This is a genomic window from Comamonas thiooxydans (assembly GCF_000964545.1).
Classification (GTDB): domain Bacteria; phylum Pseudomonadota; class Gammaproteobacteria; order Burkholderiales; family Burkholderiaceae_C; genus Comamonas; species Comamonas thiooxydans.
The window spans coordinates 232,779-256,285 of record NZ_BBVD01000008.1 but is presented as its reverse complement, the minus strand read 5'-3'; the positions used below and the strand labels follow the sequence as shown (position 1 = coordinate 256,285).

At 61.1% G+C, this 23,507-nt stretch carries 24 protein-coding genes; 16 read left to right on the top strand and 8 right to left on the bottom strand.

What is annotated here, in order from left to right:
• Positions 1–73 precede the first annotated feature (73 nt).
• Together Cth01_RS14625 and rng are read left to right on the top strand one after the other, a co-directional pair.
• Positions 74–688 carry a Maf family protein gene (locus Cth01_RS14625; protein WP_034358393.1) on the top strand — a complete coding sequence of 205 codons (615 nt, stop codon included), beginning with the start codon at positions 74–76 and terminating at the stop codon, positions 686–688.
• A gap of 140 nt (positions 689–828) precedes the next feature.
• Positions 829–2,316, top strand: coding sequence for a ribonuclease G (rng, locus tag Cth01_RS14620; RefSeq protein WP_003062776.1), 1,488 nt, complete (start codon positions 829–831; stop codon positions 2,314–2,316).
• A 445-nt stretch (positions 2,317–2,761) separates the two neighbouring features.
• On the opposite strand, the gene Cth01_RS14615 is transcribed toward rng, so the two are convergent.
• Positions 2,762–4,552 (bottom strand): acyl-CoA dehydrogenase, encoded by a 1,791-nt coding sequence (locus Cth01_RS14615; RefSeq protein WP_045839546.1) that lies wholly within the window; start codon positions 4,550–4,552, stop codon positions 2,762–2,764.
• A gap of 494 nt (positions 4,553–5,046) precedes the next feature.
• On the opposite strand from Cth01_RS14615, the gene Cth01_RS14610 reads away from it, so the two are divergent.
• From Cth01_RS14610 to Cth01_RS14600, 3 genes are all read left to right on the top strand, one after another.
• The gene (locus Cth01_RS14610) at positions 5,047–6,027 is read left to right on the top strand and encodes a quinone oxidoreductase family protein (protein WP_045839545.1); all 981 of its coding nucleotides are present in this window, start codon (positions 5,047–5,049) and stop codon (positions 6,025–6,027) included.
• 91 nt (positions 6,028–6,118) lie between these two features.
• Entirely contained in the window at positions 6,119–6,775 is a 657-nt protein-coding gene (locus Cth01_RS14605) for a DsbA family protein (RefSeq protein ID WP_003075645.1), read from the top strand.
• Complete coding sequence (locus Cth01_RS14600; protein ID WP_052703328.1) at positions 6,744–7,094, top strand: Rieske (2Fe-2S) protein; 351 nt, start codon at positions 6,744–6,746, stop codon at positions 7,092–7,094. Before Cth01_RS14605 ends, Cth01_RS14600 begins: the two co-directional genes overlap by 32 nt.
• A 134-nt stretch (positions 7,095–7,228) precedes the next feature.
• Here the strand turns inward: Cth01_RS14600 and Cth01_RS14595 are convergent, their stop codons facing one another.
• The 4 genes from Cth01_RS14595 to Cth01_RS14580 form a co-directional block, all read right to left on the bottom strand.
• Complete coding sequence (locus tag Cth01_RS14595) at positions 7,229–8,341, bottom strand: porin (RefSeq protein ID WP_224648416.1); 1,113 nt, start codon at positions 8,339–8,341, stop codon at positions 7,229–7,231.
• 236 nt (positions 8,342–8,577) lie between these two features.
• Positions 8,578–9,615: a Bug family tripartite tricarboxylate transporter substrate binding protein gene (locus Cth01_RS14590; RefSeq protein ID WP_045839543.1), complete on the bottom strand. Its 1,038-nt coding sequence runs from the start codon at positions 9,613–9,615 to the stop codon at positions 8,578–8,580.
• Positions 9,616–9,714: 99 nt separating this feature from the next.
• The gene (locus Cth01_RS14585) at positions 9,715–10,317 is read right to left on the bottom strand and encodes an RBBP9/YdeN family alpha/beta hydrolase (protein ID WP_045839542.1); all 603 of its coding nucleotides are present in this window, start codon (positions 10,315–10,317) and stop codon (positions 9,715–9,717) included.
• A gap of 15 nt (positions 10,318–10,332) precedes the next feature.
• A complete protein-coding gene (locus tag Cth01_RS14580; protein WP_045839541.1) occupies positions 10,333–11,244 on the bottom strand; it encodes a TauD/TfdA dioxygenase family protein in 912 nt (303 codons plus the stop codon).
• A gap of 110 nt (positions 11,245–11,354) precedes the next feature.
• On the opposite strand from Cth01_RS14580, the gene Cth01_RS14575 reads away from it, so the two are divergent.
• Complete coding sequence (locus tag Cth01_RS14575) at positions 11,355–12,377, top strand: AraC family transcriptional regulator (RefSeq protein ID WP_034377619.1); 1,023 nt, start codon at positions 11,355–11,357, stop codon at positions 12,375–12,377.
• Between the two features lie 77 nt (positions 12,378–12,454).
• Here Cth01_RS14575 and Cth01_RS14570 read toward each other — a convergent pair whose 3' ends face one another.
• On the bottom strand, positions 12,455–13,453 hold the full coding sequence (locus Cth01_RS14570) for a Bug family tripartite tricarboxylate transporter substrate binding protein (protein WP_233425178.1): 999 nt from the start codon (positions 13,451–13,453) through the stop codon (positions 12,455–12,457).
• A gap of 770 nt (positions 13,454–14,223) precedes the next feature.
• On the opposite strand from Cth01_RS14570, the gene Cth01_RS14565 reads away from it, so the two are divergent.
• A complete protein-coding gene (locus Cth01_RS14565) occupies positions 14,224–15,294 on the top strand; it encodes a beta-keto acid cleavage family enzyme (RefSeq protein ID WP_034358362.1) in 1,071 nt (356 codons plus the stop codon).
• A gap of 133 nt (positions 15,295–15,427) precedes the next feature.
• On the opposite strand, the gene Cth01_RS14560 is transcribed toward Cth01_RS14565, so the two are convergent.
• Entirely contained in the window at positions 15,428–16,366 is a 939-nt protein-coding gene (locus Cth01_RS14560; RefSeq protein WP_045839538.1) for an MBL fold metallo-hydrolase, read from the bottom strand.
• A 94-nt stretch (positions 16,367–16,460) separates the two neighbouring features.
• Between Cth01_RS14560 and Cth01_RS14555 the strand changes: the two genes are divergently transcribed.
• Both Cth01_RS14555 and Cth01_RS14550 read left to right on the top strand, forming a co-directional pair.
• Positions 16,461–17,054 carry an NUDIX domain-containing protein gene (locus Cth01_RS14555; protein ID WP_034409829.1) on the top strand — a complete coding sequence of 198 codons (594 nt, stop codon included), beginning with the start codon at positions 16,461–16,463 and terminating at the stop codon, positions 17,052–17,054.
• A gap of 234 nt (positions 17,055–17,288) precedes the next feature.
• A complete protein-coding gene (locus Cth01_RS14550) occupies positions 17,289–17,597 on the top strand; it encodes an ArsR/SmtB family transcription factor (RefSeq protein WP_003053925.1) in 309 nt (102 codons plus the stop codon).
• A gap of 61 nt (positions 17,598–17,658) precedes the next feature.
• Here the strand turns inward: Cth01_RS14550 and Cth01_RS14545 are convergent, their stop codons facing one another.
• A complete protein-coding gene (locus Cth01_RS14545) occupies positions 17,659–18,072 on the bottom strand; it encodes a DsrE family protein (RefSeq protein ID WP_045839537.1) in 414 nt (137 codons plus the stop codon).
• 159 nt (positions 18,073–18,231) lie between these two features.
• On the opposite strand from Cth01_RS14545, the gene Cth01_RS14540 reads away from it, so the two are divergent.
• The 7 genes from Cth01_RS14540 (at position 18,232) to soxZ (ending at position 23,471) form a co-directional block, all read left to right on the top strand.
• Positions 18,232–19,224 carry an MBL fold metallo-hydrolase gene (locus Cth01_RS14540; RefSeq protein ID WP_045839622.1) on the top strand — a complete coding sequence of 331 codons (993 nt, stop codon included), beginning with the start codon at positions 18,232–18,234 and terminating at the stop codon, positions 19,222–19,224.
• The gene (locus Cth01_RS14535; protein ID WP_045839536.1) at positions 19,224–19,715 is read left to right on the top strand and encodes a thioredoxin domain-containing protein; all 492 of its coding nucleotides are present in this window, start codon (positions 19,224–19,226) and stop codon (positions 19,713–19,715) included. The genes Cth01_RS14540 and Cth01_RS14535 overlap by 1 nt, the downstream gene beginning before the upstream one ends.
• 126 nt (positions 19,716–19,841) lie before the next feature.
• Positions 19,842–20,162 carry a c-type cytochrome gene (locus tag Cth01_RS14530; RefSeq protein ID WP_034358347.1) on the top strand — a complete coding sequence of 107 codons (321 nt, stop codon included), beginning with the start codon at positions 19,842–19,844 and terminating at the stop codon, positions 20,160–20,162.
• Between the two features lie 55 nt (positions 20,163–20,217).
• Positions 20,218–21,570, top strand: a complete 1,353-nt coding sequence (gene soxC / locus Cth01_RS14525; protein WP_034409824.1) for a sulfite dehydrogenase — start codon at positions 20,218–20,220, stop codon at positions 21,568–21,570.
• Positions 21,554–22,624, top strand: a complete 1,071-nt coding sequence (locus Cth01_RS14520; protein ID WP_045839535.1) for a c-type cytochrome — start codon at positions 21,554–21,556, stop codon at positions 22,622–22,624. The genes soxC and Cth01_RS14520 overlap by 17 nt, the downstream gene beginning before the upstream one ends.
• 47 nt (positions 22,625–22,671) lie before the next feature.
• Complete coding sequence (soxY, locus tag Cth01_RS14515; protein ID WP_034358616.1) at positions 22,672–23,127, top strand: thiosulfate oxidation carrier protein SoxY; 456 nt, start codon at positions 22,672–22,674, stop codon at positions 23,125–23,127.
• A 32-nt stretch (positions 23,128–23,159) separates the two neighbouring features.
• A complete protein-coding gene (gene soxZ / locus Cth01_RS14510) occupies positions 23,160–23,471 on the top strand; it encodes a thiosulfate oxidation carrier complex protein SoxZ (RefSeq protein WP_003053938.1) in 312 nt (103 codons plus the stop codon).
• The last annotated feature ends 36 nt before the right edge of the window (positions 23,472–23,507 follow it).

The following is a 23,507-nucleotide window of genomic DNA, read 5'->3' as shown; positions in this document are numbered from 1 at the left end:
TGCGTGATACTATGATTTTGATAGCCTATTGCGCTTTATATATGGGCGCTAGAGGCCATTTTTAATCAAAATCATGGCGCCCATTCTCTATCTTGCATCCCAAAGTCCCCGCCGTCGTCAGTTGCTCGAGCAGCTGGGGGTGGCGCATGAATTGCTGCTGCCCAATGCAGCCGGCGACATCGCCGAGGATGCCGAGGCCATAGAGGCCGAGCTGGCTGGGGAAGACCCCCATGACTATGTGCAGCGCGTGACGGCCGGCAAGCTCGATGCGGCCGTGGCCCGCCATGCGCGGCGCGGTTTGCCGGTAGCGCCCATTCTGTGCTCCGACACCACCGTGGCCCTGGGCAAGCAGATTCTGGGCAAGCCCGCCGATGCCGAAGACGCGCGACGTATCCTGCGTCTGCTCTCCGGGGCCGAACATGAGGTGCTGACCGCCGTGGCGCTGCAAAGCGGCGTGCGGCGTCTGCAGGCCTTGTCGGTGTCCACCGTGCGCTTTGCGCCCATGACCGAGGCGCAGATCGATGCCTATGTGCTTACGGGTGAGCCCATGGGCAAGGCCGGTGCCTATGGCATACAGGGCAGGGCGGCCGCACATATTGCAGAGATCCGCGGCAGCTATTCGGCCATCATGGGCCTGCCGGTTTACGAAACTGCCGAGCTTTTGCGCCAGCTGGGCTGGCCGCTCTGAACCTTTGGCGCAATCGACACTCTGTTCTTGAGGCTTCCCCCAAGGGAAGGTCTGCATGGCAGCTGTCTTGCGCCAGCCATGCGTGCGTCGCACACTGGGCGCAGCAAAAGCCAGGACATATAAAGAAAGAACGACAGTCAATGCAGCAAGATATTTTGATCAACTGGTCGCCGCAGGAAACGCGGGTGGCGATTGTCGAAAACGGCGCCGTGCAGGAACTGCACATGGAGCGTCCGCTGGAGCGGGGACTCGTCGGCAACATCTATCTGGGCAAGGTCTCGCGTGTGCTTCCAGGCATGCAGTCGGCCTTCATCGATATCGGTCTGGAGCGTGCGGCCTTTTTGCATGTGGCCGATGTCTGGCAGCGTCAGGAAAATGGCGAAGCCCCGATGTTCGCGCGCAAGGACCAGCCGCTGACGCCCATCGAAAAACAGGTATTCGAGGGGCAGTCCATCATGGTGCAGGTCATCAAGGACCCCATAGGTACCAAGGGTGCGCGCCTGTCCACGCAGATCAGCATTGCCGGGCGTCTGCTGGTGTTTCTGCCGCAGGACGACCATATCGGCATCTCCCAGAAAATTCCCCAGAACGAGCGCGACGCCTTGCGGGCCCGTCTGCAGGAGCTGGTCGGCACCAAGGAGGGGGGCGGTGGCGGCGGGTTCATTCTGCGCACCAATGGCGAGGAATCCAGCGATGCCGAGCTGGCCGATGACATCCGCTATCTGCGCAAGACCTGGGCGCGCATCAAGGATGCGGCGCAGAAGCTGCCTGTCATGTCGGTGCTGCATCAGGATCTAAACCTGCTGCAACGTGTGCTGCGGGATCTGGTCGGCGAGAACACCCAGAGCATTCGCATCGATTCGCGCGAGCAGTTTGCGCTGCTCAAGAGCTTTGGCCAGGAATACATGCCTGCGGCCGTGCCCAAGCTGGCGCTTTACAAGGGCGAGAGGCCGATTTTCGACCTCTACAACATCGACGAGGAAATCGCGCGTGCGCTGGGGCGGCGTGTGGATCTGAAGTCGGGCGGCTATCTGATCGTCGATCAGACCGAAGCCCTGACCACCATCGATGTGAATACCGGCGGCTATGTCGGTGCGCGCAATTTTGACGACACCATCTTCAAGACCAACCTGGAAGCGGCGCACGCCATTGCACGTCAGCTGCGCCTGCGCAATCTGGGCGGCATCGTCATCGTGGACTTCATCGACATGGTGCGCGAGGAGCACCAGGGCGAGGTGCTCTCCGAATTCCGCCGCCAGCTGGCACGCGACCGCGTCAAGACCATGGCTGGAGGCTTCTCTCAGCTGGGTCTGGTGGAGATGACGCGCAAGCGTACGCGCGAGTCGCTGGCCCATATGCTGTGCGAGCCCTGTGAAGCCTGCTCCGGCAAGGGCAACGTCAAGACCGCGCGCAGCATCTGCTACGAGGTGCTGCGTGAAATCCTGCGCGAAGCCCGCCAGTTCAACCCGCATGAGTTCCGCGTCGTGGCATCGCCCAAAGTGGTGGAGATGTTCCTCGACGAGGAAAGCCAGCATCTGGCCAGCCTCTCGGACTTCATCGGCAAGCCCATTTCGCTGCAGGCCGAGACTGCTATGGCGCAGGAGCAATACGACATTGTGCTGCTGTGAGTGAGAGTGCATTCAGCGTCATTTGATTTGGAAATCGTTTTCCGAATTTAGACAATGCTCAAAGTAATTTGTTGCTCAACTTCTCCAAACTGATTTGCTTTCATTTGGCATTTTCAAGTAGCAGGAGTGTGGGACGTTAGGCGACGCCTACGAATTAAATGGAAAATTCCTGCGAATCTAAATGACCACGAGGCCTGACTGAGGGTTTGTACATCCGCGTCATAATCCCGGTGAAAAGCAATGAGGATGGCATGGAACGGGTTCAGGCAGGATGACTGCTGCATGAGGCAGGCCGTCGCTGCAATCTTGTTTGCGTAAGTCCTGGCAGATGTGTTCTAGGGATTCAAAAAAATAGCGGCTAGCGCTTTATCCATAAGCGTTAGCCGCTATTTCCATGCATTTCATGATGAGGCAGGGCGTTATCGCCCCGCCGTCAGGTGCAAGATCAGAACAGTTCCATGGGCAATGCCATCACGCTGGCCGCACCGTTGATCACGGCATCGGCCTGGCCGGGCACGCGGGTCAGGATATGTTCGGCATAGAACTGTGCCGTGGCCAGCTTGGCCTGCATGAAGGCCGTGTCCTGGCCCTTGGCCAGCAGCTCCTGCGCGGCCAGCACCGAGCGGCCCAGCTGCCAGCCGGCGACCAGGTTGCCGGTGAGCATCAGATAGGGGACGCTGCCGGCATAAGCGGCATTGGGGTCGGCCTTGGCCTTGGCCACGATGAAGTCCACCACCTGCACAAAGGCCTGACGGGCCTGGGCCAGATTCCTCGCGACTGCCTTGGCCGCATCGGTGCCGCTGGCAATGAGAGCCGCCTCGGTCTTTTCGATCTGGGCGGCAATGGCCTTGGCGGTCTGGCCGCCATCACGCGCGGTCTTGCGGCCGACCAGGTCATTGGCCTGGATGGCAGTCGTGCCCTCATAGATGGTCAGGATCTTGGCGTCGCGGTAGTACTGGGCGGCGCCGGTTTCCTCGATAAAGCCCATGCCGCCATGCACCTGCACGCCCAGGCTGGTGACTTCCAGACTCATTTCGGTGCTGTAGCCCTTGACCAGGGGCACCATGAATTCATAGAAGGTCTGGTTGGCCTGACGCACTTCGGCGTCCGGATGGTGGTGGGCGGCATCGTAGGCGGCAGCGGCGGCGGTTGCCATGGCGCGGCAGCCCTCGTTGCTGGCACGCATGGTCATCAGCATGCGGCGCACATCGGGGTGGTGGATGATGGTGGCGCTGGCCTTGACCGAGCCGTCGACGGGGCGGCTTTGCACGCGTTCCTTGGCGTAGGCCACGGCGTGCTGGTAGGACCGCTCGGCCACGGCCAGGCCCTGCAGGCCCACGGCATAGCGCGCTGCGTTCATCATGATGAACATGTATTCGAGGCCGCGGTTTTCCTCGCCCACGAGGTAGCCGATGGCTCCTCCGTTGTCGCCAAATTGCAGCACGGCCGTGGGCGAGGCCTTGATGCCCATCTTGTGCTCGATGCTGACGCAGTGCACATCGTTGCGCTTGCCCAAAGAGCCGTCCTGGTTCACCAGGAACTTGGGCACGACGAACAGGCTGATCCCCTTTACGCCTTCGGGCGCCCCCGCCACGCGGGCCAGCACCAGGTGGACGATGTTGTCCGCCATATCGTGCTCACCATAGGTGATGAAGATCTTGGTGCCGAAGACCTTGTAGCTGCCGTCGCCCTGAGGCTCGGCCCTGGTGCGCACCAGGGCCAGGTCGGAGCCGGCCTGGGGCTCGGTCAGGTTCATGGTGCCGGTCCACTCGCCGGTGACCAGCTTTTCCAGGTAGGTGGACTTGAGCTCGTCGCTGCCCGCAGTCAGCAGCGCCTCGATGGCGCCGTCGGTCAGCAGCGGGCACAGCGCAAAGCTCAGGTTGGCGCTGTTGAGCATCTCGATACAGGCCGCACCAATGGTCTTGGGCAGGCCCTGGCCGCCAAAGTCGGCAGGATGCTGCAGACCCTGCCAGCCGCCTTCGGCGTACTGCTTGAAGGCATCGGCAAAGCCGGGCGTGGTGGTGACCACACCATCCTTGAAGGACGAGGGATTGAGGTCGCCGGGAACATTCAGGGGGGCGACCACGCCTTCGCAGAGCTTGGCGCATTCTTCGAGAACGGCCTGCGCGGTTTCCAGCCCCGCATCTTCAAAGCCGGGAATCTGGGCGACCTGCTCGATCTGGGCCAGATGCTCCATGTCGAACAGCATGTCTTTGATGGGCGCTTTGTAGGTCATCGTCTCTGTTTCCTTGAATGCTGGCCCGGCTGGCTGCCAGACCTGGTTTGTGCCTTGGATTGTTGGGGATGTTGCCAGCCACGGATGGCAGGGGCTTCCCTCGACTTCATGTCCGGCGCCTGGCAAGAATGTCAGGCCCTCGCATTGGTTTGACGTTTACGTAAACGGAATGATTCTAGAGGCTGTGACGGGCTTGCCGCAGTCGCAGACGCGCAATATGGTGGCCAACGCTTGCGGCAAGCTTTCAATTAAATAGAAACTTCTAAGTAAACTTTTCTTTCCTGGTGTTTACCCGTGATGTCGCGTAAAGACAAGAGAGCGGCGTTCTCGGGAAATGTCCTGGAGAAGAATTCCCATAAATTCAGTCCAGTCTGAATGGAAGAATACCGGGGATATGACCTAAGTCATTGATTCGTATTGATTCGTATTGCTTCTGTTCGAGGTGAGGCAGTGTGCTGCATCACCTTTCGATTGGTATCTGACTGGGAGTTTGTATGGCTAAAGTAATCCGTTATCACGAAGTTGGCGGCCCCGAGGTGTTGCGACAGGAAGACATTGAAGTCGGCCAACCCGGTCCAGGTCAGGTCCGCCTCAAGCAAGGCGCTGTGGCCTTGAACTTTGCCGATACCTATTTCCGCTCCGGTCTGTATCCCGCTCCTTTGCCCGCGGGCGTGGGCAGCGAGGCTTGCGGCACGATCACGGCCGTGGGCGACGGCGTGACGGATTTCAAGGTCGGCGATCGCGTGACCTATACCGGTGCACTTAACACCATCGGCGCTTACGCCACGGAGCGCCTGATTTCTGCAGCCCCCCTGATCCGTCTGCCTGACAACATCAGCTTTGAAACCGCAGCAGCCATCACCATGCGTGGACTGACGGCGGCTTACCTGATGCGCCGCATCTGGGACTTCAAGAAGGGCGACACCATCTTGCTGCATGCTGCAGCCGGTGGTGTGGGTCTGCTGGTGTCGCAGTGGGCAAAGCTGGAAGGCCTGAACGTGATCGGCACAGTCTCCAGCGATGCCAAGGCCGAAGTGGCCAAGGCCAACGGCTGCGTTCACACCATCAACTACAGCCATGAGGACGTGGCCAAGCGCGTGCGTGAGCTGACGGACGGCGTGGGCGTGAATGCCGTCTTTGACAGCGTGGGCAAGGACACTTTCGAGGGCTCGCTCAACAGCCTGAAGGTGCGCGGGCTGATGGTCTGTCTGGGTACGGCTTCGGGCTCCATAGCGCCATTCAACCCGCAGATTCTGGCCGGCAAGGGCTCGCTCTTCCTGACCCGTCCTGCATCGGCGCATTACATCGCCGACCCCGCGGAGCGTGCAGAGCTGGCCAACGAGCTGTTCGCCCATGTGGCCGAAGGTCGTATCAAGGTGGACATCAGCAAGCGCTATGTGCTGGAAGACGCCGTGCAGGCTCACCGCGATCTGGAAGCCCGCAAGATTGTGGGATCGGCCATCTTCACGCTCTGAGATATCGAAGGCAGCAGGTCGGTATGAAAAGGGCTGAGCCATTCAGCCCTTTTTGCATCAACCCCGGTGATTGCCCAAGGAAATAAATGCCATGACTCAAAGCTCTGCTGCAACAACATTGCAGGTCGACTTTTCGCTGGACCTGATCTGCCCCTGGTGCTGGATCGGTCTGCGCAATCTGCTGGCTGCCCGTGAGATGCTGCTGGCCAGATATCCCGACCAGCAGCTTGCAATCCATTGGCATGCAGACACTTTGCTGCCCCAGATCCCGGAGCATGGAGTGCCTTACCAGGCCTTCTACGAAGCCAGGCTGGGCGGTCCCAGGGCCGTGGAGGTTCGCCGTGCCCAGGTGCGTTCGGCGGCCCACGCGGCGGGCCTGCAGATCAATCATGCGCTGATTGAAACCTTCCCCAGCACGCGCCTGGTTTGTGCGTTGGTCAACTACGCCCAGACTCTGCTCGATGGCGAATCCATGATCCGCTTTGTGGAGTCCATCTTTGCCGCTTACTTTGTGCAGGGCCGCGATATAGGCTCGGTCATGGTGCTGCAGCAACTGGCGCACTCGGCAGCACTGGACTGGAATCCTTCCCGCTTTGATGCACTGCGCTACCAAAGCGAGGCGGGCCACGCCGGCGGCGTGCCGCATATGGTGTTCAACCAGCGTCTGCAGGTGACGGGCGCTGTGGCGCCCGCGGAGCTGCTGCGCGCCATGGAGCATGCCCGTGTTGCCGACAGCATCTTCGCCTGATACCGCATTGCTGGCCGCCGGTGTCGTGCGGGACTTGCCGCCTGGCGGGCGAAAGCTGGTCTTCACGCCTGGTGGCCAGAGCATCTTGCTGCTGAATGTCGAAGGCGAGTTCTATGCCTTGGAGAACAGCTGCCCGCATGCGGGTGCCTCCATGGCCGGCGGCAATTGCGATGCCCATGTGCTGAGCTGCCCCGCGCATGGACTCAAGTTCGATATCCGCAGCGGCAAGTGCACGGCATCGCCGCAGATGACGATTCCTCTCTACGAAGTTCTTGTCAGAGAGGGACTGCTCTGGCTCAAACCGCCTGACAACTGCTGATACTCCATCGAGCGCCGATGTGCGCTGAAAAAGGCCCGCAGATTTTCTCTGCGGGCCTTCTTCTATGGTTTCAGGATTGATGTCCTCTGGCCGGCAACCGGCAACCGGCAGGCGCCGGTTGCCATGGGTTGGACTCAGAACGTGTGGCGAATGCCGATGTCAAAGCCTGAAGCATTGCCGCCTGCGACTGGAATCGGGCCTTGCAGCGCGCCCGTGGCCACCGGCAGGTTGATGCTGCCGCGGTTGTCTACATAGGCATAGGTGCCGTAGAGTGCGGTGCGCTTGGAGAGGTTGTGCACATAACCCACGGCGTACTTGTTGGAGCTGCTGCCGCTGTTGTCATTGCGGTTCAGGCGCATGAAGCTCATGGGGATATTGCCATTGCCGACCTTCCAGATGGCACCCAGCTGCCAGTAGCGTACATGGTCGGCATTGTCCAGACCTGCCAGGCGGTTGCCGGTGCGGTGATCGGCAGCCAGAACCATGAGGCGGTGGCCTTCCCAGAGGTAGGATGCGGCGGCATTGATCTGTCTGTAATCGTCGGCGGCACGGTTCTTGGTGGACGTGATGGCGACGGCTGCATCCCAGTTCTCGCCTCCATAGCCCAGGCGTGCACCATAGACGCGGCCGTCCTGGCGGTTGGGGCCGGCATCGTTTTCACCGAATGCAGTCATCAACTGATAGAACAGGCCTTTGCAACTGGAGCTGGAGCAGCCGGGCGAGAAGTAGCCAATGCTGTTCGATGCCCGAAAGCCCGTCACAGTGGTGCCGTGCAGCACATGCAGGCTCATGCCCACGCCCAGGCGAAAGGGGTCGTAGTTGAACATGTTCCAGAAGGCGGGCACATAGTCGCGGCCCAGACGTACCTCGCCCCATTGCTTGCTCTGCAGATAGACCAGGGCCTTGCGGTTGAAGCTCAGACCGTTGCTGCTGCCTGCCCCCGAAGGCTGGTTGTTGGTGTTGGAGGCCTGGCCGGTGCCGTTGTCGGTATTGAGACCCGCTTCCAGATCAAAGCCGGCGGCCAGACCGCTGCCGAGATCTTCACGGCCCTTGAAGCCCAGGCGGCTGGCCTGATTGCCGCTGGAGGTCAGCATCTGACGCGAGCCTGCGCCAGCGCCGCGGTAATTGGATACGGCCATATCCACCACGCCATAGACCTGCACAGAGGATTGTGCCGAGGCCGCCAGCGGCGCCAGCGTGCATGCGAGAGCGCTCAGCGCATTGAAAGCCATTTTTTTTGTAGTCATTCATGTCTCCTTGAACCGTTGAAAAAAGATGCCTGATAGCAAACCGACGAAAAACACAGCAGGGCAAGGCCGGGCCTGGGGATGGGTTGAGGGCGCAGGCAAGCCCCCAGCTCTAATCCCGCCAAAGGACTTGAGCCGGGTGCGGCCGCCCACGGTGCCAAGGGGGCACCGGGCAGAGGTCTTGAATCAGATAAGTAATGGAGCAGCTTGAGGGCAACTGCTCAAGGACCCGGGCCTCAGTTTTCTGGCTTGTAGCCTATGGACTTGAGCAGGGCTGCCTGCTTGCGGCTGGCCTCTTTGAGGTCGGCCGTCATTTCTGCCGTGGTAAGGGGCTGGCCGGGCTCCATGCCCACCGTGGCGAGCTGTTTGAGCACGGACTCCTTGCGGAAATGTGCCAGCGCCACGTCCCGCAGCTTCTGCTGGATGGCTGCCGGGGTTTGAGGATGGGACCACACGGCAAACCAGCCTGGTTTGGAAAGCTGGGGGTAGCCCAGCTCCGTGAAGGTCGGCACCTCTGGCAAAGTCTGCAGGCGGCTCGGGTAGACGACTGCCAGCGCCTTGATCTTGCCGCTGCGAATCAGGGGTAGCGAAGTGGTGACGCCATCGAACATCACCGGGACATGGCCGCCCATGAGGTCCACCAGAGCAGGGGGCGAGCCCTTGTAGCCCACATGGCGCATATTGATCTTGGCCAACTGGCCCAGCAGCATGCCCGAGGTGTGACCCTTCAGGCCCGTGGCGTAGGAGGCAAAGTCCACGCCGTCGCGTTGCTGTCTGGCGTAGCTGATGAATTCGGGCAGGGTCTGGAACGGCAGATCCTTGTTGGCGACCATGACCAGTCCGGTGCGTGTGAGCTGGGCCAGCGGCGTCAGGTCCTTGAACGGGTCGAAACTGACTTTCTGGGCCAGGGGCGCCTCGCTCAGTGCTCCGTCCTGAATCACCAGAAAGGTGTAGCCGTTTTTGCCATGGGACTTGAGGTCCTGGATGCCGATGGCCCCCGAGGCTCCGGCCTTGGACTCCACGATCACGGGCTGCTTGAGCTCTTGCTGCATGCCCTCTGCCAGCAGGCGGGCCAGGGTGTCAGCCGTGCCTCCGGCAGGCCCGGTGACGATCAGGCGTATGGGCTTGGTCGGCCAGTTCACGGTCTGCTCGGCCTGTGCGGGCAGGGCCAGGCTGGCGGCCACGGCCATGACGGCCAGGCCTAGTTTCCGGCGCAGTGCGCGAGAACCTGCGGTATCCACTGAATTGCGTGAGGCGGGTGTCGTTGCCTTCATTGCTTGTCTCCTTCAATGGGGAGATCTGGCTCCCCATCTGCGCGCACCTTTTATATCTTGTGGGTGGCTGCGCATTCATCGTGATGGTCTTCGGGCGGTTCAGGCCGTTGGCTCGGGCTGTCGGGCTTCGATCCGAGCCTGCAAATCCTCGATCAGCTGTTTTGCCTGCGGCCAGGGGCCGTGGCCCGAGGCCGGGTTCAGGTGGCCCTGGGGGCCCAGCTCCACCAGCTCGCTCCCCCAGTCGCGCGCAAAGCCGCGCGCGCGCTCCAACTGGGTCAGCGGGTCATTGCTGCTGGCTGCCAGCAGTGTGGGAAACGGCAGGCGCTGGCGCGGGATGGGCGTCCAGCCGTGGGCTGCCAGCACATCCTTGGGGGGGTAGCCGGCAGGCATCTGGGTTTCCACATCGGCGGGGGCTGCAAGCAAGGCTCCGAGAATGGGACGGGCTCGGCGCAGCGCCCAGTGCGCGACCATCATGCAGCCGGCGCTGTGTGCCACGATGATGACGGGGCCGTCGATGCTGTCCAGTGCACGGTCGATCGCGTCCAGGCGGGCCTGGCAGCTGAGCTTGTCCTGCTCCAGCGGTGGCACGGTGACGCAGGGGACGGACTGCGCAGTCAGCTCCTTGGCCAGCAGCGTCTGCCAGTGCTCTTCCACATGGTCGCGCAGGCCGGGGATGATGAGAATCGTGTGCTTCAAGGTCATCTTCTGTCTCCTGGCTCAGTCCGTGGGGCCGCCGATGATGGCGGTGCGTTCCATCTTGCGGTGGCAGGGCTGGTAGTCCATCACTGCGTAGTGCTGGGTGGAGCGGTTGTCCCAGAAGGCTACGCTGTTTTTGCTCCATTTGAAGCGCACCTGGTACTCGGGAATCATGGCCTGGCTGGTCAGGTAATTGAGCAGTTGCGAGGAACCGGGCGATTTGTCCAGGCCGAAGCGCACATTGGCGGGTGTGTTGTAGTTGGTGAAATGGGTGGTGAAGCTGCTGTTGACGAACAGAATCTTCTCGCCGGTTTCGGGGTGGATGCGGACCACGGGGTGCTCGGCGTCGGGGTATTGGGCCTTGAGTGCCAGACGCTTTTCGATAGGCATGACGGCACCAAAGCTCGCTTCGATGCTGTGGCGGGCACGCAGATGCTCGATCTTGACCTTGATGTCGTCTGGCAGGTTCTCATAGGCCATCACCATGTTCACCCACATGGTGTCGCCGCCCACTGGCGGGCATTCAACGCAGCGCAGCACGCAGCCCATGGGGGGCTGCTCGCGCCAGGTGGCATCGGTGTGCCATGAGTTCTCGTTGCGGTCCAGAGGGTTGTCGGGGGTCTTGTAGATCTGCACCAGGCCTGGGTGCTCGGGGTGGCTTCCCACCACCGGGTGGTCTTCCAGCTCGCCAAATTTACGCGCAAACGCCACATGCTCGGCGCGTGTGATGTCCTGGTCGCGGAAAAAGATCACGCGGTGCTTGAGCAGTGCCCGGCGGATTTCGGCCATCAAGCCTTCGTCCTCGGCGGCCGCTCCCAGGTGAACGTTGGACAGCTCCGCACCGATGGAGCAGGTCAGAGGATTGACTTCCAGCGAGCGGGTCAAAGAGCTGGAGCGGATAAGGGCGGGTGCTGCGCCAACCTTGTTTTTCATTGGGAAGTCTCCTTATAGAATCAATGTCGCCAGTGTGAAAACTCCCCTCGATCGGCGCTTGTCATTACATGACTGGTGCTTTGCAATTAGTGCCAAGTTAGTGAAACCCCATGGCCTCTCTCGTTCGCGCAGCCTGCTTGACCAATTACGCCGAAGTCGCCCAGGCTTCGGGGCTGAATGGCGCGCGCATGCTGCTCGATGCCGGCCTGAGCCCCGGTGTGCTCGACGAGCCGGATCTGATGATTCCGGTGGACAAGGTGGGGCGTTTGCTGCAGGCCTCGGCCATGCAGTCGGGCAATGAAAGCTTTGGTCTGTGCATGGCGCGCTCGCGCCTGCTGTCCAATATGGGGCCGGTGGGCCTGCTGATTCGCGATCAGGCTACGCTGCGCGATTCGCTGAACCTGCTGGTGCGTCATCTGGCCCTGCTCAACGGCGCCATGACGCTGGAGCTGGACGAGCAGGCCGACACGGTGCTGATCCGTGAGCTGTTGCTGGCCGGCCGTGCCCATGAGCCTACGCGCCAGCGCGTGGAGCTGGCGCTGGGCGTGATGGTGCGCGCCATTCGGCAGCTGATAGGTCGCGACTGGCAGCCTCGCATGGTGTGTTTCGAGCACGCCGCGCCCAAGGACCTGAGCATGCATCACCTGATGTTCGGCCCGCGCGTGGAGTTCAATCAAGAGTTCAACTGCATTGTTTGCGTCAAGGCCGATCTCGATACGCGCAACGAATTTGCCGACCCTGCCATGGTGCGCTATGCCCAGAAGCTGCTGGAGTCCGTGGCTCCCATGAGCGAGGAAGCAGTGCTGGACGATGTGCGCCGCACCATCTTGCTGCTGTTGCCCAGCGGGCGCTGCAGCATTGAGAAAGTCAGCGAGCACCTGGGTGTGGTGCCACGCACCATTCAGCGCCGGCTGACGGAAAAGGGCCAGAGCTTTTCCTCGCTGATGAACGATATCCGCAAGGAGCTGGCCGTGCGCTATGTGTTCGAGAGCAACCGCTCTCTGACCGAAGTGGCCGAGCTGCTGGGCTTTACGGCCCCCAGCAGTTTTTCACGCTGGTATCAGAGCCAGTTCGGCTGCAGTGCCAAGGACAGCCGTGCCAAGGCGCAGACCGAAGGCACGGGCGGCGCATAAAAAAGCGGGCCGTAAGGGCCCGCCAAACACACTACCAAAGTGCCACCCCAGGGAGAGGGCGGCTACGCCAGCGTCCTTCAGTTGCTGGCGATTCTGAGCTTGCTCAGAATTTTGCGGTTCTGCTCCACCGTGTTCAGCATTTTTTGTTGCAGCTCCGTCATCGTGCTGGGCTGGGGTGCGTCAAAGCCCTGGGTTTTGAGCTGCGCCTGAAACTTGGCGGATTGAGTCACCTTGTCCATTTCCTGGCGCACCTTCTGGATCAGGGCCGGGGGCGTGCTGCTCAGCACGAACAATCCCACACTGGCATCGGGCAGCACAAAGTCGGGCATGTTCTGCTCGGCAAAGCTGGGCACATCGGGTAGCAGGCGCGAGCGGTTGGGCGAGACCACGCCCAGGGCCTTGATCTTGCCGGCCTTGACCAGCGGGGCTGCATTGGTCACCACTTCAAAGGTCAGTTGTACCTGATTGCCGATCAGGTCGACGATAGCAGGGGCCGAGCCCTTGTAGGGCACGGCGGTGATCTTGCCGCCGCTTTTCTCGCTCAGCAACGCACCCAGCATGTCGGAGCGAGTGCCGGGGCTCAGGTTGGCGATATTGATGGGGCCGGAGCTCTTCTTTGCATAGTCCAGCACCTCCTGAATCCTGTTGGGGGGAAAGCTGTTGTTGGCCACCAGCATATGCACCATGGAGGCCACATCCGAGACATAGGTGAATGTCTTGTGCACGTCAAACGGCGTCTTCACGGTGAGTGGAAAGTCGGTCCAGATGCTGGAGGGCGCAATCATCAGCGTATGCCAGTCGGCAGGTGCATTCATCACGGCGCGCTCGGCAATCACGGCCGATCCGCCGGGTTTGTTGTCGACGACCACGGGCTGGCCCAGATTGGTCTGCAGATGATCGGCCACCAGGCGCGCCACACCATCGGTGATGCCACCAGGAGGCGCAGGAACGACGAGGCGGATGGGTTTGACGGGCCAGGCGGGTGCAGGGGTCTGAGCCTGTACGGCGGTGATGGCCATTGCGCCGACGCAAAGAATTGCGGCGCAGGAACGCAGGGTTCGAGGAATGTTTCGCATGTGTTGCTCCCTAAATGGAGTTGCTCAGATGGCGCTGGCGGGAGAGTCTGTGACCCGCCCATCTTCAAGAACGTGGGCATTCAGCGCCTGTCTTGCAGCGGTGCTATCGGCTCTGGCTCGCAAGACGCGAATCACGGGCATTACTTGCGGGCCGGGTGGTCCAGCAAAATTCACAGCGGTTGTCATTGATGTCTCCTGTCGTTTTTCATGGGGGGCAGACATTCGGCATGACGCCGATCTCTGTCTCGCAGGGGGCAGACCCAACGAATAGGTGATCCGCTGAACCTGCCGGCATGTCCCTGCGTTCTTGTGCTTGGGGTGTAGGAATGCACCAATTCATGATGGAGGTCCGCAAGTCCTGTGACTTGGCGTTTCATGCCTGCGACTTCGCATTTGATGACTGCAGTACTCCGCACTTACCCGATGTAGGGCTGCAGCCTGCATAGCTTCGATGCGTGCTTGTGGCGCGGTATGGGCGCCTTGCAATCGGAGCCGCGAGGAGGGGGAGATCGCAGGTTGCCGATGGTGCGCAGCAGTCGCCTGGACTTTTGCAGTGCATGAACCGATGTCGTCTCTCCGTTGCCTGCCCCAATCACCTTCAGGCATGGTTTGCCGGTCTTGTCGCGTTTGAGAAAGCGCGTGTCTTGAAATGCAAAGTGGCATCTCACACGGCATTTGATACTGGCCTCACGCATCGGCAATGGCCTGAAATCGGCTGATGCAGTTTGTCCAGACACTGATTTCTCGCACTCAAACCGGAGACAACAACCATGAACTTTCTTGACGGTCACCTGTATCCCGAAAACCAGCAACCGCTGATCATCACTGCAGCTCCCTATGCTCCGGGCTGGATTCCCTCGGACTTCCCCGAGGACATCCCCATCACCATGGAAGAGCAGATTCAGAAGGCCGTGGACTGCTATGAGGCCGGCGCCACCGTGCTGCATCTGCATGTGCGTGAAGACGACGGCAAGGGCAGCAAGCGTCTGTCCAAGTTCAACGAGCTTATTGCCGGTGTGCGTGAGCGTGTGCCCGAGATGATCATCCAGGTCGGCGGCTCCATCAGCTTTGCGCCCGAAGGCCCGGACGGCGAAGCCAAGTGGCTCTCCGACGATACCCGCCATATGCTGGCCGAGCTGACTCCTGTACCCGACCAGGTGACGGTGACCGTGAACACCACGCAGATGAACGTGACTGAGCATGCCGGCGAAGACGACTTCCGCGGTGTCTCGCGCGGCTTCCCGCATCTGCACAAGACCTACAAGGACATGATTGTTCCCTCGAACCCCAGCTTCGTCGAAGAACATATTCGTCGCCTGTCCGAAAAGGGCATCCAGAGCGCCTTCCAGGTCTACAACATCAACAGTTTCGAGACCATAGAGCGCATGATCCGCCGTGGCGTCTACAAGGGCCCGCTGGTCATGAACTGGGTCGCCATCAGCGGCGGCATGGACCAGGCCAATATCTACAACCTGGCCAATATGCTGCGCGCCGTGCCCGACAACGCCATCGTGACGGTGGAAAGCTCGGTGCTGAACGTGCTGCCCATCAATATGATCGGCATGGCCCTGGGTCTGCATGTGCGCTGCGGTATTGAGGACGTGCTGTGGAATCAAACCCGCACCGGCAAGATGAGCACCGTGGAGCAGATCAAGCAGCTGGTGCGCATTGCGGGCGAGTTCGGTCGCCCGATTGCCACGGCCCAGCAGGCCCGCGAGATCAAGCAGATCGGCGTGTTCTACGAAACCGCCGACGAAACCCTGGCCAGGAACGGCTTCGCGCCCAACCGCAAGGGCGCCAACCAGGGCTTTCTGCGCAAGCCCATGGACGCTGTGGCCTGAGTCTCAAAGCCCGGGTGACCGGGCCCGGCTGATCTAGCCGCTGTGCGTTTGTCACGCTTGCCTGGTGGATGCGTGGCCAAGCGCCTACCCCCGCCGACTTCCTTGAGAAGTCGGCTTTTTTATTTCTCTGGATTCAGGCCCGCAGATAAAGGTCTTCGCCGCGCAGGTTGCGCTCCTGCAGGATTTCTCCGACAGCCAGCAGCTCATCCAGATGCTGGGAAATGCTGCGCGTCTCGGCCCCCTGTACCCAGGACGCATCAAAGCCTTGCGGGTAGAGCAGGCGCTGCTCCACCATCTGCGAGAGCGTCATGGGCCGCTGCGCCAGCCATTCGAGAATGCGTGCACCGCGCTCGTCAATGACGGCAGCAAAGCGCTTGAGGTCTCGCAGAAACGCCTTGCGTTCCGTGTAAATGCCCTTGTGGTGCGAGGTCACCCAGACCCGGGCATCGATCTCGGGCAGCCGCGCCAGGCTGCGGCGAAAGTCCGTCAGACAGGAGCAGGCATCGCCGTAATAAGGGCCGAAGCCCGTCAGGTCGATATCGCCGATAAAGGCTACACCTTCGGGCTCGATCAGCAGCACGGTATGGCCGGCGGTATGGCCAGGCATATGAATGGCGTGAATCTGCGACTGACCCAGCTCCCAGACGGCTCCATCTTCGTAGCCCCTGGCATCGGGTCTGGGGGCGTAGAAGAATTCGCTCTCCAGCTTGCTGCGCAGGATGCCGGCCTGAGCCGAATCGGCCCAGCCAAAGGTGGCAACCAGGCCCTCCCAGCTTTGCAAGGCCGCCAGATCGCCTACGTGAGCAAAGACCCGCGCGTCCGGTAGGCGGTGCAGGCCGGCCATATGGTCCTCATGCACATGACCCATCACCACCAGCTCGGTGGCATCGAACTCGGCCCCGATATGGTTGGCAACGATAGGCGTATCCAGCGCTGCCAGCGTATCGCTGCCGCGAATCATGATCTGGTTGCCGTCCGGATACTTGCCACCCTTGGCGCCGCGAAACACCGTCACGCGGCCAAACTGGTGGCGCTGTATGTCTGTCTGGGCTGTGTCGATGGGATGCATCATGGTCTGAGGGGGAAAGTGAAGCCGGCTTCTGCGAAGATTAAGACCTTGGATGTATTTGCGCTGTCACCACAGCGCTTTGAAAGACGAGTCGGAGATGACCCAACAAGACAAACAGGCTCAGGAAGCCCATCTGATCGAGCACCCCATCAAAAGCGAGCTGGTGCACCAGGGCAGTTTTCTGCAGGTGAGGCTCGATACCGTGCGCCTGCCTCATGGCGGGCAGGCCACGCGCGAGTATGTGGTGCACCCCGGCGCCGTGGTGGTGATAGGCCTGCTCGACGATGGCCGCGTGCTGCTGGAGCGGCAGTTTCGCTACCCCGTGGGCCGGGTCATGACGGAGTTTCCCGCAGGCAAGCTCGATGCGGGCGAGCAGCCGCTGCTCTGCGCCCAGCGCGAGCTGCTGGAGGAAACCGGCTACAGCGCGCGCGAATGGGCCTATGCCGGCCCCATGCATCTGGCGATCGGCTACTCCGACGAAGTCATTCACATCTTCTTCGCGCGCGGCCTGACCGCGGGCGAGCGCCAGCTCGATGCCGACGAGTTTCTCGATGTCTGCAGCATGACGGCTGACGAGCTGCTGGACGGCGTGCGTAGCGGCCAGGTCACGGATGCCAAAACCCTGAGCTGCTGCCTGTGGCTGCAGAACGTGCAAAGCGGTGCCTGGTCTCTGGAGTGGAGGCCGGCTTGATTTTTTTGATAGCTGCTTGCATACGCTGAATATGGATTTCAGCTATGAAAGTGCCTGAAATTCATATCAGTCAGGCGCTGGCTGCTTCTTTTTCGGGATTGCCTGATGCCAATCAGTGTTTGTCGTCGGGTGATGACAGGCGCTGCATGACCTTCCTATAAACTGGTGCCATGCACCATGGCCTACCACCTCTGTTTGAAGGTTGCAGTCTGAAGCGGTGTTCAGGAGTGTTTCATGGAATCGTCAGAGCTTGAGGATGACAGCGTTTTCGAGAGTGCGGCCGAGCTGTTCAAAGCTATGGCTGCGCCCATGCGGCTGAAGATCATCAGCGCGCTGTGCAATGGAGAAAAAAACGTCTCCGAGCTGCTGGCTTCCATAGACACGACCCAGCCCAATATGTCTCAGCACCTGAACACGCTGTACCAGTCCGGCATTCTGGGCCGCAGGCGTGAAGGGGTCAGCATCTACTATTTCATCGCCAACGAGAAGGTCGTCCATATGTGCCGCACCATCTGCGTGCAGATTGCCATCGAACAGAACTGATGGCTTGAGCCCCAAAAGAAGAAAGGCGCACCAGGCGCCTTTTTTCATGGCCGTATGCTGCTCAGGGCTTGAGATAGACAAAGCCTTCTCTGGCCTGCAGGCGTGCGACTTCGGCCACACCGGAGGGGACGACCGAGGCCTCCATTAGCAGGCTTGAGGCATCGAGCTTGCGCGTTTGCAGCGTGTTGTTGCAGACCTTGAACTCCACGCCGCGCCCCACCAGTGCGCTGACCTGGCCGCTGAACTCGCGGCCCTTGCTGTCCTTGGCGTTGTTCAGCAGAAAGTCTATGCCGGGCCCATGGGTGACCACCACGATCTTGTCCGTGGGCGAAGCATTGAGTTCGTTATTGATATTGGCGAGTATGGCGGCCGCGGTCTCCACTCCGGTGTTGACGTGATAGACCACTTTCACATCCTGAGCGGCGGCAATCGCCGTACACAGGGCAAAGCTCAGGGCAACGAACTGGCGCTTCATGGAATGTCTCCTGTGGTGTCTGTGGGAATCAGGGAAGATGCCCTTGGTTAAATATTGCCACTTGCTTATATTAACGATGACGCAAACATTCAAAAATAGGGCAAGCGCTAGTGGCGGCATTCATGCATGACGCGCCGCCCATGCAAGGGAGACAAAGCCATGACAAGCTGGGCAGGAGCTGCGCTGAGGAGCTTTGTGTGGGCAGCGGTTGCAGCGACAGGTACAGCGGCAGCGCATGATGCAGCCCCCAGGTCGCTCACTGCGCAAGCGGTCAGCGCGCCCGTGATGGAGTTGCAACAGGTGGCTGCCAATGTATTTTTTGTGCAGGGCGTATCGGCGCTGGGCAGTGCGGCCAATCGCAACTTCATCTCCAATGCGGGCTTTGTCATCACCCATGACAGCGTGGTTGTGATCGACGCGCTGGGTTCGCCCGCACTGGCCGAGGAGCTGGTGCAGAAAATCCGTACGCTGACGCCCAAACCCATCAGCCATGTGCTGCTGACCCACTATCACGCCGACCACATCTATGGCCTGCAGGTGTTCGAGGCCCTGGGCGCAAAAATCGTGGCCCATGCCCAGGCGCGTGAATACATCAACTCAGAAACCGCGCATCTGCGGCTTGAGGCTTCGCGCAAGGATCTGGCGCCCTGGGTCGACCGGAGCACGCGCCTGGTGCCCGCGAATCAATGGGTGGCAGGTGATAGCTCCACGCTGAAGGTGGGGGGCGTGGACTTTGTGCTGCAGCATATGGGGCCATCGCATACGGCGGAGGATACGGCCATCTTCCTGCCGCAAAGCGGTGTGCTGTTCATCGGCGATGTGGTGTTTCGCAACCGCATTCCCTATGTGGGCCAGGCCGACAGCCGCCACTGGATTGCCGCGCTGGACGAGTTGCTCAAGCTGCCCGTCAAGGTCATGGTGCCGGGCCACGGCCCGGCCTCCGAGCAGCCGCGCCAGGACATGCAGCTGACACGAGACTATCTGCACTATCTGCGCGAGGCCATGGGCAAGGCTGCAGCCAATCTTGACCCGTTTGACGAGGCCTATCAGGCGACGGACTGGTCCAGGTTCTCGGCTTACCCGCTGTTCAAGGAAGCCAATCGCATGAATGCCTACAACACCTTTTTGCTGATGGAGCAGGAAAAGCCGTGATGGAAACAGCCAGCTCCTTTCGTGCCCGCAGAAGACTGTGCTTGCAGCTGCTGCTGGCGGGCGCGGCCCCGGCGTGGGCGGCGCTTGATGCCTCTGAGCGCCTGCTGCCCACCAGTCAGAGTCTGCAGCACGACCTGGCCTTGGCGCTGGCCCGCAAGCAGCCGTTGGTGGTGATGGCAAGCCTGCATGGCTGTCCGTATTGCAAGATCGTGCGCGAACATTACCTGCTGCCGTTGCAGCAGTCCGGGGCTCTGGTGACTCAGATTCACTTTCTGTCGCGTGAGCCTTTGCAGAGCTGGGATGGCACGGCGACCACGCATGGCGACATGGTCAGGCAACTGGAGATCGAGGTTGCTCCCACCGTGCTTTTTCATGGAGCAGGACGGCGGGAAGTGGCTGATCGCCTGATTGGCAGCTCCATCCCCGATTTTTATGGCGCTTATCTGGATGAGCGCATGAAGACTGCCCGGGCAGCGGTGCAGGGGCGTTGAGCCGGGTATGGGTATCGCTATTCCTGTTCGGGAATAACGAGGGTTAGCGCGGGATCTCAAATCTGACGAGCTGTTGGATACTTTAAATAACAACATGCTTATATATAAATATAAGGAGACCAAGCGATGAAAACTGCATCCTGGCTGAGTGGCTTGACGGTGTTGCTGGGGCTGGCTGTTCCTGCACTGGCGCAGGCGGATCAGGCGCTGGCGCAGAAGAACGCCTGCATGGCCTGCCATGCGGCGGACAAGAAACTGGTAGGCCCGGCGTTCCAGGATGTGGCCAGGAAATATGCGGCCCAGGCCGATGCACAGGCCTATCTGGTCAAAAGCATCAAGGCCGGTGGCTCCGGCAAATGGGGGCCGGTGCCCATGCCAGCCCAGCCAGCACTCAGCGATGCGGACACCCAGACGCTGGCGGCCTGGATTCTCAAGGGTTCCAAATGAAGCAGGCGTGTCGTGCTTTCCCGGTAAGCGCCACCAAAGATCAAAGAGAGAGCTTATGCAAAGCCAGTTGATGGGCAAGGTGCGCAAGGCACCCGAAAACTTTGTGCGGGCGGACGATGTAGGTACGGTGTTTGCCGAAGCCCGGGCAGGTCGGCGTGACTTCATTCGCGGGGCTTTCGCGGCCGCGGCGACCAGCGCTGCAGCCGTCCATGCGCAGGGTCGGCAGGCCGTGAGCGCTGAGGGAGACCCCAATATTCTGGAGCTGCCCGCACACAGCAAGGGCCTGGGTCAGCCGGTGGTCACCGACGGCTACGGCAAGCCCTCCAGGTACGAGGCCAATGTGCAGCGCCGCCAGAGCCCGGGTCTGACCCAGACCAAGCAGGCCTCGGTATCGTTTGCGCCGCTGCAGTCGCTGTTCGGCATCGTCACGCCCAGCGGTCTGCATTTCGAGCGTCACCACCAGGGCTGGTGGGACATCGACCCCTCCAGGCACAGGCTGATGATCAATGGTCTGGTGAAGAATCCCAAGGTCTTCACCATGGACGAGATCATGCGTCTGCCTTCGGTGTCGCGCTTTCATTTCATAGAATGCGGCGCCAACACCGGCATGGAGTGGGGCAATGTGGCCGTGCCCACGGTGCAGTACACACACGGCATGCTGTCGTGCAGCGAGTTCACGGGCGTTCCCCTGATTACGCTGCTGGAGATGGCCGGTGCCGATCTCAAGAAGGGCAAGTTCATTCTGGCCGAGGGGGCGGATGGCTCGTCGATGACGCGAACCATCCCCGTAGAGCTGATTACCTCGGGCGAAGTGTTGGTGGCCTACGGCCAGAACGGCGAGATGTTGCGGCCCGAGCAGGGCTATCCGCTGCGTCTGGTGGTGCCGGGCGTGCAGGGCGTGAGCTGGGTGAAATACCTGCGCCGCATTGAGGTGGGCGACATGCCTTATGCAGCCAAGGACGAGGCGATCCACTATGTCGATCTAATGCCCGACGGACAGCACCGCCAGTACTCCAGCATTCAGGAGTGCAAGAGTGTGGTCACCACGCCGTCCGGCGGCCAGATGCTGCTGGACAAGGGTTTCTACAACATCACGGGCTTGGCCTGGTCGGGGCGTGGCAAGGTCAAACGCGTGGATGTGAGCGTGGATGGCGGTCGTAACTGGCGCACGGCCCGGCTCGAAGGGCCGGTGATGGGCAAATGCCTGACGCGCTTCAATCTGGACTGGGTCTGGAATGGCGAGGAATGCATCATCCAGAGCCGCGCCATGGATGAGACCGGCTATGTGCAGCCCACCTACCAGCAACTGCGTGCCGCGCGCGGCACGCGCTCCATCTATCACAACAATTCCATCCAGTCCTGGGCGGTACGAGCCAACGGGGAGGTCGCCAATGTTCAGCTTGCGTAAACCGCTGGTGCTGCTGACGCTGCTTGCCATGGGCGTGGCCGCCGGGCCCGCTGCGGCGCAGAGCAAGTCTGCCGAAGACCGCTATCCCGGCGTGGGCCGCAATGCCACGGGCAAGGAGGTTCTTGCCTGGGATATCGATGTGCGCCCCGACTTCAAGGGGCTGCCCGCAGGCTCGGGCTCGGTGCAAAAAGGCATGGATGTCTGGGAAGCCAAATGTGCATCCTGCCATGGGGTGTTCGGCGAATCCAACGAGGTGTTCAGCCCGCTGGTCGGCGGCACCACGGCCGAGGACATCAAGACCGGACATGTGGCGCGGCTCAAGGATCCGGCCTTTCCGGGCCGTACGACCATGATGAAGGTGGCCACGGTGTCCACGCTGTGGGATTACATCAATCGTGCCATGCCCTGGAATGCGCCCAAGTCGCTGTCCACCGAGGAGGTGTATGCCGTCACGGCCTATCTGCTCAACCTCGGTGGCGTGGTGCCCGAGAGCTTCACGCTCAGCGACACGAACATTGCCGAGGTGCAGCGGAAGCTGCCCAACCGCAATGGCATGACGACTCGGCATGCTCTGTGGCCCGGCAATGAGTTCGGCAAGAGCACCAGGCCCGATGTGCAGGCCACTGCCTGCATGAGCAACTGCGGCCCCGAGCCCAGGCTGCGCTCGGCCTTGCCCGAGCATGCCAGCAACAACCACGGCAATCTGGCTCAGCAGAACCGGCTGGTCGGTGCCCAGCGCGGCATCGAGACCGATGGCGGTGCAAGCAAGGCGGTCAATCCTGCGGTTGACAGGAAATCGGGCAGTGCGGCACCGACGGCCTTGCTGGAAAAGAACGCCTGCATGGCTTGTCACGGCATGGCGCAGAAACTCGTCGGCCCGGCCTTCAGCGAAATTGCCAGCAAGCACGGTGGCCAGTTGGACTATCTGGCAAACAAGATCAGGGTCGGAGGCTCCGGCGTCTGGGGATCAACACCCATGCCGCCCCAGCCCAATCTCAGCGATGCTGATGCCAAGGTGATTGCCCAGTGGCTGGCGGCGGGCGCCAAGCCCTGATGCAGCTTGTGTCGTGCGACTGTGAAGTGAATGAAAAGGAGACAAAGATGAAACGTAGAGACGCCCTCAGGAACAGTGCGGCCGTGCTCGGCATGCTGATGGCCGCCGGTCTGCTGCCGCAAGCAGCGCAGGCTGCCTATAACAAGACCGCTTTCGACGCCAAGACCGTGGCCGATGTGCTCAAGGCCATGGGAGCTGCTGCGCCTGCCGAAAGCAAGGACGTGACGCTGACGGCGCCCGACATCGCCGAAAACGGGGCCGTCGTGCCCCTGGGCGCAGCGACCAGCCTGCCCAATGTGAAGCAGATGCTGGTGCTGGTGGAAAAGAATCCCAACACGCTGGTTGCGGCCTTCACCGTCAACGAGGCGTTGGAAGCCAACTTCCTGACCCGCGCCAAGCTGGGCCAGTCCTCCGATGTGTATGCCGTGGCCATCACCAATGACGGCAAGGCTTTCTATGCCAAGAAGGAAGTCAAGGTCACCCTCGGTGGCTGCGGCGGTTGATTGCAACCAATCATCTGAAAAAGGAGAAGAACATGGCTGATCCAATGCGTATTCGTGCCCAGGCTGCAGGTGACAAGACCACCGTGCGCGTGCTGATGTCCCATGAAATGGAGACCGGCCAGCGCAAGGATGCGGAAGGCAAGACCGTGCCCGCCTGGTTTATTCAGGAGGTGACGGCCGCGCACAACGGCAAGCAGGTGCTGCAGGCTGAGTGGGGGCCTGCGGTTTCCAAGAACCCGTTTCTGCAGTTCGTGGTCAAGGGTGCCAAGGCTGGCGACAAGATCTCGGTGAGCTGGAAGGACAACAAGGGCGAGACCCGCACCGATGAAGCGACCGTGAGCTGAGCACGGCGCAGACACCGGCTGGCCACCGGCCAGCCT

What these genes read in the sequence shown, in the direction of transcription:
- Cth01_RS14625 (WP_034358393.1), top strand. Translation starts at nt 74, where the DNA reads ATGGCGCCCATTCTCTATCTTGCATCCCAAAGTCCCCGCCGTCGTCAG.
- rng (WP_003062776.1), top strand. Translation starts at nt 829, where the DNA reads ATGCAGCAAGATATTTTGATCAACTGGTCGCCGCAGGAAACGCGGGTG.
- Cth01_RS14615 (WP_045839546.1), bottom strand. Translation starts at nt 4,552, where the DNA reads ATGACCTACAAAGCGCCCATCAAAGACATGCTGTTCGACATGGAGCAT.
- Cth01_RS14610 (WP_045839545.1), top strand. Translation starts at nt 5,047, where the DNA reads ATGGCTAAAGTAATCCGTTATCACGAAGTTGGCGGCCCCGAGGTGTTG.
- Cth01_RS14605 (WP_003075645.1), top strand. Translation starts at nt 6,119, where the DNA reads ATGACTCAAAGCTCTGCTGCAACAACATTGCAGGTCGACTTTTCGCTG.
- Cth01_RS14600 (WP_052703328.1), top strand. Translation starts at nt 6,744, where the DNA reads ATGCCCGTGTTGCCGACAGCATCTTCGCCTGATACCGCATTGCTGGCC.
- Cth01_RS14595 (WP_224648416.1), bottom strand. Translation starts at nt 8,341, where the DNA reads ATGACTACAAAAAAAATGGCTTTCAATGCGCTGAGCGCTCTCGCATGC.
- Cth01_RS14590 (WP_045839543.1), bottom strand. Translation starts at nt 9,615, where the DNA reads ATGAAGGCAACGACACCCGCCTCACGCAATTCAGTGGATACCGCAGGT.
- Cth01_RS14585 (WP_045839542.1), bottom strand. Translation starts at nt 10,317, where the DNA reads ATGACCTTGAAGCACACGATTCTCATCATCCCCGGCCTGCGCGACCAT.
- Cth01_RS14580 (WP_045839541.1), bottom strand. Translation starts at nt 11,244, where the DNA reads ATGAAAAACAAGGTTGGCGCAGCACCCGCCCTTATCCGCTCCAGCTCT.
- Cth01_RS14575 (WP_034377619.1), top strand. Translation starts at nt 11,355, where the DNA reads ATGGCCTCTCTCGTTCGCGCAGCCTGCTTGACCAATTACGCCGAAGTC.
- Cth01_RS14570 (WP_233425178.1), bottom strand. Translation starts at nt 13,453, where the DNA reads ATGCGAAACATTCCTCGAACCCTGCGTTCCTGCGCCGCAATTCTTTGC.
- Cth01_RS14565 (WP_034358362.1), top strand. Translation starts at nt 14,224, where the DNA reads ATGAACTTTCTTGACGGTCACCTGTATCCCGAAAACCAGCAACCGCTG.
- Cth01_RS14560 (WP_045839538.1), bottom strand. Translation starts at nt 16,366, where the DNA reads ATGATGCATCCCATCGACACAGCCCAGACAGACATACAGCGCCACCAG.
- Cth01_RS14555 (WP_034409829.1), top strand. Translation starts at nt 16,461, where the DNA reads ATGACCCAACAAGACAAACAGGCTCAGGAAGCCCATCTGATCGAGCAC.
- Cth01_RS14550 (WP_003053925.1), top strand. Translation starts at nt 17,289, where the DNA reads ATGGAATCGTCAGAGCTTGAGGATGACAGCGTTTTCGAGAGTGCGGCC.
- Cth01_RS14545 (WP_045839537.1), bottom strand. Translation starts at nt 18,072, where the DNA reads ATGAAGCGCCAGTTCGTTGCCCTGAGCTTTGCCCTGTGTACGGCGATT.
- Cth01_RS14540 (WP_045839622.1), top strand. Translation starts at nt 18,232, where the DNA reads ATGACAAGCTGGGCAGGAGCTGCGCTGAGGAGCTTTGTGTGGGCAGCG.
- Cth01_RS14535 (WP_045839536.1), top strand. Translation starts at nt 19,224, where the DNA reads ATGGAAACAGCCAGCTCCTTTCGTGCCCGCAGAAGACTGTGCTTGCAG.
- Cth01_RS14530 (WP_034358347.1), top strand. Translation starts at nt 19,842, where the DNA reads ATGAAAACTGCATCCTGGCTGAGTGGCTTGACGGTGTTGCTGGGGCTG.
- soxC (WP_034409824.1), top strand. Translation starts at nt 20,218, where the DNA reads ATGCAAAGCCAGTTGATGGGCAAGGTGCGCAAGGCACCCGAAAACTTT.
- Cth01_RS14520 (WP_045839535.1), top strand. Translation starts at nt 21,554, where the DNA reads ATGTTCAGCTTGCGTAAACCGCTGGTGCTGCTGACGCTGCTTGCCATG.
- soxY (WP_034358616.1), top strand. Translation starts at nt 22,672, where the DNA reads ATGAAACGTAGAGACGCCCTCAGGAACAGTGCGGCCGTGCTCGGCATG.
- soxZ (WP_003053938.1), top strand. Translation starts at nt 23,160, where the DNA reads ATGGCTGATCCAATGCGTATTCGTGCCCAGGCTGCAGGTGACAAGACC.